A 6,062-nucleotide genomic window follows, 5' to 3' on the forward strand; every position below is an offset into this window, starting at 1 on the left:
AGATTTGAAGAAGATTAGGGAGTATCTCCAATAACTACACAAATACCTAATAAAGTAGTAAAACAATAGATATACTGTAATTACAATTACAGTATATCTACCAACAGTTCGTTGTTCCGCCTATGTGTTAGCGGATTAAGATCAACTATGTTTCTTTTTTAGTTTTTTGTTTGTAACTTGTGCCCGTTCAACAGAGTGGTAAAATTAGGTAGATAAGATTCTCTAAAAAACTAATTATATAGTAAAAGTGAGTTTACAACAAATGACGTAAGTAGCCCTACTATGTCGTCCAAGTAGCTGGGCATTGTGATCTAATCTTTCCATAATAATTATGGAATATTTTAACGTAAAGCAACTACTTTTATGTTCACCTACTTGATAAAGTTCCTAGATTCCAGCGTCACACACTGAAATGACACCATTGTAATAGGTTTAAATTACAATGTTCGTGCAGATGTATGTCACATGCTGAGGTGGCAATGATGTCAGGCAATAGGAGATACTTCCTTATTTCCAGCGGGTTTTTCTTTTGTTTCTGCTTCTTTAATTTTGGAGTCGGGTTTTGGTGTTTCATCTTTAACATAATCATTTGAGGATTCGACAAGTTTTTCTTCTGGTTGTGTCATTTTACCTGATGTGTATTCCTTGGCTTTCTTAGCAAGTTCGATTACAATAGCTACTCCAATTGCAGTTACAATCGTAAGTGCTAATGCGTGTATTCTCACTATGGATAAGGACTCTAGTGCTGCTGAAAAAGATGTTAAGGAATCTACTTCACACATTGAGAAAGCACCGCTCGCAGCAATATAAGCTCTAGATACGATGTTTCCAATAAACATCAAAGGAACTAAAGACAAGGGCTGATAATCTTCAGCCTGTTGAGTCAACCCTTTCCACCGCTATTGAAAGAAAAACGTAAGCTGCTATTGATAATACTATGGAAATAGCGCCAACAATACCACCCACTATACCTACTACCAGAAGTTACGGAGTAGTAAAGCTTAATGTAATAAGCGGGAGAGATATGACTGAGATAGTATTATAGAAATTGCACCTATCGCTTTCAGGATGGATAGAAGTCCTTTTGAATCTAAGAGTTTTTTAATTCCTTTAAATAATATTTAAAGAGGATACCTATACACATTATAGCACAAAGCATTGCTATTTTTAATTATAGCTGTTGAGATAAGTGCTGCTAAATAAGCTACATTCATTAGAACTTTACCCATAATTTTAATAATATTCCAATTATAATATACTGTAATAAAAAAGTCAACCCCACACCTTGGGTTATAGCTTTACTATATCCTAAAAACTAGCTAAAATGGACAAACATTTACGAATTGAATTGGTGTGCAATCAGCAAACAAGGGTATTGATATCAACAATACTCTGCAGAATCGCAATATGGTATGACCATATGCTCTTTATTGATCTGGTTAACATAATTAGTAGAGAGTTTTGTTCTGCAAAAGATGTTTACTACAACATATTGCAATTGTTTGGAATTGCAGGACTGGGCGCTATGGTAAGGCCACTTGGCGCATCTGTATTTGGTCACATTGGTGACAAGTATGGAAGGAGGGTAGCGTTAACAATTGCCATCTTGCTAATATCGATTCCTTCTAGCCTTGTTGCGTTTATTCCAGGTTACAGCCGGATAGGTGTAGCTTCTACTATGTTGCTTCTTGCAATCCATCTAACACAAGGAATTGCGCTTGGCGCTGAACAAGGAGGCAGTTCTGTTTATCTCACAGAGCATTTACCTAATAAGAAAAAGCTAGGAATGTTTTTTGGAGTAATAAGTTTTGGTCGCTCCATCGGCGTTTTGCTTTCTGTGGCGATAGTGGTTATCTGTAAAAAAATCACTGACTTTAACGCTTGGGGTTGGAGAATACCGTTTACTTTTTCAGCTATTTTGGGACTGATTAGTGCATATAGTATATACACATTAGGAGAAACTCCAGCATATGAAAAAAGTCGAAAACAAAGAAATTTACCTGATTTGCCAATAATAGAGCTTATAAAACTCTATAAGAGAGCTCTTGCACTTGCTATTTTAATATCTATACCTGTTAATGTTGCTGTTGGATTCACCATGTTTCTTAGAACAATTGCAAAAGAAATAGTATCGGTTGAGACGTATATAACAACATATGTCAACGAAACTGTGTTGATTATAACCAGTGTATTAATGCCGATATCTTCAATAGCATTTGGAATGCTAGCTGATAAGGTGGGAAAGGAGCGCACTGCAATCCTATTCATAGTAATTACTATGGTACTGTGTTGTCCCATGTTATCTATTGCATACCACTATAAAAGTTATCTTATAATTATGCTTAGTATAATGGTTCTCTCTATAATAGAAAGAGGTATAAATCCTATAGGAATAGTTGCATCCGAACTCTTTCCCACCAATGTTAGATTTAGTGGAGTGAGTTTATCACGCAACATCTCTTATGCTTTGCATGGTGGATTTACTCCTATGATATGTACTTGGTTTACTATAACATTCCCTCAAATAAACTTTGCCGCTGGGCTTTATATAATCTTCTGCTTATTGGTCAGTTTGGTAGCAATATTGCAAATAAAACCACAAGATAAAAATTTTGATTGGTAAAAATTCTGGTATAAATCATACACTTTCCGTTAGTGAAATCGAAAGGATTGCAAGATTAGAAAGACACTCAACTTAACCAGTATACTCTGGAATGGCTAAGCCTAATTAGGTTCTCAGTTTCTCAAAAAAATCTTTTAGCAAAAAAGAGCACTCTGTTTCTAATACCCCACCATAAACTTCAGGTACGTGGTTACAAAATTGAAATATTTTAGCACCATTTTTAATTCCTCCACCTTTTGGATTATAGGCTCCAAAATATAATCGTTTAATTCTTGCAAAGGAGATAGCTTGAGCACACATTGGACACGGTTCTAATGTTACATACACATCAGCATCACAAAGTACTGACGTTGAAAGCAATTTACATGCTTGTCTAATCACTAACATCTCCGCATGTGCAGTTGGATCATTGGATATGTTGTGCGCGGAAGAAACAACATTGCTTCTACTCACTATTACAGCGCCTATGGGAACTTCGTCACTCTTTTGGGCAAGTTTTGCTTGTTCTATTGCAAGCTCCATATATCGGTATCTAAACACTTTCCTCTTCTGATCTTCTTTTTTTAAATTGTATTAGCTGCTGCCTTAATAAAAGATACAAAAAGAGGATGAGGAGAAAACGGTTTTGATTGAAACTCTGGGTGAAATTGCACGCCGATAAACCATGGGTGACTTTCCAGCTCCACTGCCTCTATACACGTTCCATCTTCTGATATACCACTGCATATCAACCCATTTTTTTCTAAATCATCTTTATAGTCTGAATTGACTATGTATCTGTGTCTATGCCTTTCCGAGATAGTAATATCACTATATGCATCTGCCATTTTGGAACTTGGGCTTATATTACATTTACACGCCCCAAGTCTCATAGTTCCACCAAGGTCGATGTTCTTATTGCCAGCTAGCTTAATGACCGGATGTTTACATGTACAAAATTCTTCGGAGTGTACATCTTCAAGCTTAATGACATTGCGAGCAAATTCAATAACTGCAAGCTGCATGCCAAGACATATTCCAAAAAATGGGATATTACGCGTGCGAGCATAACTTATTGCCGGTATTTTACCCTCTACTCCATCATCGCCAAATCCACCTGGAACAAGGATTGCATGAGAATTCTGTAATTTCTCTTCTATTGTTTTTTTGTCGATAGGTTCTTCACTCTTCTCCCTTGAGTTAATCCAATTTATTTTTACCTTGACCTTATTACTAATTGCACCATGATTTAATGCTTCAACTAGCGATTTATACGCATCAGGGAATTCAGTGTATTTTCCTACTATAGACACAGTGACTTCCCGTGTTGGGTGTCTCATAGAGTGTACTATTTGATCCCACTCATTTAAGTTTGGTTTTGGCTTGTTCAAGTTAAAATGTTCCAAAACTTGTGTGCCAAGTCCACATTGGTTATATAAGGCTGGCAGCTCATATATATGGTTCACATCAGGAGCAGGTATTACATTGGGCAAAGAAACATTACAAAGACTAGCTATTTTTCTTCTTTGATTATCAGAAATTTCTTTCTCGCTACGACATAATATAATATCTGGTTGCAACCCTGCAAAGTTTAACTCTCGAATTGAATGCTGTGTTGGTTTTGTTTTTAATTCTTGTGCTGCAGTAAGGTATGGCATCAAGGTCAAGTGTACAAGGATAACTCTTTGTTTTCCAAGCTTATAGGTGATTTGACGTATGGCTTCCAAAAAAGGTTGGCTCTCAATATCACCTACAGTTCCGCCGATTTCACATATTATAAAATCTAAACCTTCCGCACCATTAAAAATAAACGACTTGATTAAATCTGTCACATGAGGAATAACTTGCACAGTTTTGCCCAGATAATCACCATGCCTTTCTTTCTTCAATAACTCATGATATACTTTACCAGTTGTTATATTGTCGTCTTTGTTTGCTTTAATCCCGGTAAAGCGCTCATAATGCCCAAGGTCCAAATCAGTTTCAGCACCATCTTCTGTGACAAATACTTCCCCGTGTTGAATTGGGTTCATTGTTCCAGGATCAATATTCAGATACGGATCAAGTTTCCTGATACGAACCACAAAGCCATGAGCCTGAAGAAGTGCGCCTACACTTGAGGCAACTAAACCCTTGCCAAGTGATGAAACAACCCCACCTGTTACAAAGATAAATTTAGCTTCCTTCATCAATTTTCAAAAGGAACAAAGGTGGATTCATTTTCTTGTTTTTTTTCTAATATAATCTTTTCTGCAATTGACTTCTTATGCACATCTTTTGAACATAATCCTGATAATAATAATGTGTTTATGATAAATAATCCGGCAACTATAGCCGTTGTTTTACTAAGCGGATTTGTGGAAGATTTCACCGGGATTATTGAATTGGACCCTTGCTGTGAATTGCTAAAGCCACTCAGCGGGCTACTTCCAGGTGGCCGCAAAAGTACTAAAATTACTAGAACAATAACTAATATTATTTGTAGTACACTGAGTATCGTTACTGACATTATAATAGGGATGAAAATAAAAATTTTAGGAGCATGAAGTGTATTAGTCAAGAGATCTATTCAAGTAAACAAGCGTTTTATCTGGAATAACAGAGGTTTATAAAATATTTTACCTTAAGATCTTAATTTCTTAATTATAGGAAATTCACAGCAAGCAATTTATTAATGGTAAAAGATTACAAAAAAGGGCATAGAAAGCGCTTAAGAGAAAAAATTATTCTGGATAATGGACAATCACTGCTCGACTATGAGGTTTGAGAGCATATTTTGTACTCATCATACAGTAGAATTGATGTAAAGCCCAAAGAGTCTGATAGAAAATTTTGGTAATTTAAATAAGGTTTTTAATGCTGGTTTAGAAGCACTGCAAAACATTAGTGGAGTCAACAATGCAGCTATATTTGCCATTTTTTGTGTAAAACAAGCCTTTGTTCACTCCGCAAGAAGAAGAGATAAAGGACCTGCCTATAATCAATAACTGGAAAAAATTGCTTGATTACTTAAGAATAAGCATAGGAAGCATCAATAAGGAATTTTCGCGTCATTTACATGAATAAAAGGTGTCGTATAATGGCGGAAGACCTTTAAAACGTTGGTGCAATAGATCAAACTCCCCTTTATATTAGGAAAATCATAAAACGCGCTCTTTTAATTGGCTCAACGTCTATTGTAATATCTCACAACCATCCAAGTGGAGATACAAAGCCTTCAAGTAGTGATATACCCCTCACTAGGTAACTAGCGGAGGCTTGTAAAAGTGTAGGAATAGAATTAATAGATCGCGTATTATCACATTTGATAGCTATTTTAGTTCCAAGGAAAACAGGATGTTGTGAAAGCTTTTATAGCTACAGTAGCTTATGTTTACCAATGTTCTGAAGGGAGGGAGATGAGTCAAAAAACTACTTGAAAAATTCTTTCAGCTCCCTTTATAACAGCAAGGATGTTTCT

General features: G+C 35.9%; 6 protein-coding genes. 2 read left to right on the plus strand and 4 right to left on the minus strand.

The genetic code is table 11. From position 1 onward, the window contains the following. Nucleotides 1-485 precede the first annotated feature (485 nt). Complete coding sequence (locus IHO40_RS04050) at nucleotides 486-887, minus strand: hypothetical protein (RefSeq protein ID WP_225536880.1); 402 nt, start codon at nucleotides 885-887, stop codon at nucleotides 486-488. A 464-nt stretch (nucleotides 888-1,351) separates the two neighbouring features. Between IHO40_RS04050 and IHO40_RS04055 the strand changes: the two genes are divergently transcribed. Next, on the plus strand, nucleotides 1,352-2,623 hold the full coding sequence (locus IHO40_RS04055; RefSeq protein ID WP_225536883.1) for an MFS transporter: 1,272 nt from the start codon (nucleotides 1,352-1,354) through the stop codon (nucleotides 2,621-2,623). Between the two features lie 105 nt (nucleotides 2,624-2,728). Here the strand turns inward: IHO40_RS04055 and IHO40_RS04060 are convergent, their stop codons facing one another. The 3 genes from IHO40_RS04060 to secG are packed head-to-tail and all read right to left on the minus strand — an operon-like array spanning nucleotide 2,729 to nucleotide 5,111. Then, nucleotides 2,729-3,145, minus strand: a complete 417-nt coding sequence (locus tag IHO40_RS04060) for a nucleoside deaminase (RefSeq protein WP_225536881.1) — start codon at nucleotides 3,143-3,145, stop codon at nucleotides 2,729-2,731. Between the two features lie 41 nt (nucleotides 3,146-3,186). Further along, a complete protein-coding gene (locus IHO40_RS04065; protein WP_225536882.1) occupies nucleotides 3,187-4,791 on the minus strand; it encodes a CTP synthase in 1,605 nt (534 codons plus the stop codon). After that, on the minus strand, nucleotides 4,791-5,111 hold the full coding sequence (secG, locus tag IHO40_RS04070) for a preprotein translocase subunit SecG (RefSeq protein ID WP_225536884.1): 321 nt from the start codon (nucleotides 5,109-5,111) through the stop codon (nucleotides 4,791-4,793). The genes IHO40_RS04065 and secG overlap by 1 nt, the downstream gene beginning before the upstream one ends. Before the next feature lie 651 nt (nucleotides 5,112-5,762). Between secG and IHO40_RS05875 the strand changes: the two genes are divergently transcribed. Further along, entirely contained in the window at nucleotides 5,763-5,849 is an 87-nt protein-coding gene (locus tag IHO40_RS05875) for a JAB domain-containing protein (RefSeq protein WP_368666770.1), read from the plus strand. The last annotated feature ends 213 nt before the right edge of the window (nucleotides 5,850-6,062 follow it).

Origin of the sequence: Wolbachia endosymbiont of Mansonella ozzardi (genome assembly GCF_020278625.1) — a bacterium.
Lineage (GTDB): Bacteria > Pseudomonadota > Alphaproteobacteria > Rickettsiales > Anaplasmataceae > Wolbachia.

What these genes read in the sequence shown, in the direction of transcription:
- IHO40_RS04060 (WP_225536881.1), bottom strand. Translation starts at nt 3,145, where the DNA reads ATGGAGCTTGCAATAGAACAAGCAAAACTTGCCCAAAAGAGTGACGAA.
- IHO40_RS04065 (WP_225536882.1), bottom strand. Translation starts at nt 4,791, where the DNA reads ATGAAGGAAGCTAAATTTATCTTTGTAACAGGTGGGGTTGTTTCATCA.
- secG (WP_225536884.1), bottom strand. Translation starts at nt 5,111, where the DNA reads ATGTCAGTAACGATACTCAGTGTACTACAAATAATATTAGTTATTGTT.